Genomic DNA, 724 nt, shown 5'->3' with positions numbered 1-724 from the left:
TGCAGGTCCACCGCGCCCAGCCAGGCGCCCATCACCGGCGACACCGTGAAGCCGATGCCGAAGGCCATGCCCAGGCGCCCGAACGCCGCCGAGCGTTTTTCCGGCGGCGTCACGTCGGCGATGTAGGCATTGGCCGTGCTGAAGCTGGCCGAGGTGGCGCCCGACAGCAGGCGCGCGATGAACAGCAGCGGCAGCGTTTCCGCCAGCGCCATGATCAGGAAATCGATGGCCAGGCCGGCATTCGAGATGAGGATCACCGGCCGGCGCCCGAACCGGTCCGACAGCGCGCCCTGCACCGGCGAGGCGATGAACTGCATGGCCATGAAGCCGGTGGCGAACAGGCCGTGCCAGAGCGTGGCGTCGGCGATCTCGCCGCCGGTCACCTTCTTCAGCAGGTGCGGCAGCACCGGGATGATCAGGCCGAAGGCCATCACGTCCACCAGCACGGTGACGAAGATGAAGGCGAGCGCGGCGCGGCGCACGTTCGGCGCGGCAGGGGCGGGAGCGTCCAAGCGGGCGGTCCGTGGGGCGGGGCGCGCAGTCTAGCCGATGCGGGGAGGGCTCACGGCGCCAGCCAGGTCCCCTGCCAGCGGCCGGCCTCGCGCCGGAAGCGGGCGCGGCGGTGGCCTTCGGAGGCCAGCGACAGCCAGTCGAGCGAATCGAGCGTGAGCCGCGCCAGCGCGAAATGCCCGCGCGCCCGGGCCTGCGCGTCGGCGTCGGGCGG

The 724-nt window shown here is 72.7% G+C and carries 1 protein-coding gene; it reads right to left on the bottom strand.

Annotation, left to right across the window (positions count from 1 at the left end):
- Positions 1-512 (bottom strand): MFS transporter (locus N790_RS04615; protein WP_043801371.1); only part of this gene is annotated, 512 nt, incomplete at its 3' end.
- Positions 513-724 lie beyond the last annotated feature (212 nt).

The organism is Arenimonas malthae CC-JY-1, from assembly GCF_000747075.1.
In the GTDB taxonomy this organism is placed as follows: Bacteria; Pseudomonadota; Gammaproteobacteria; order Xanthomonadales; family Xanthomonadaceae; genus Arenimonas; species Arenimonas malthae.
This window is presented reverse-complemented; position numbering and strand designations above follow the sequence as displayed.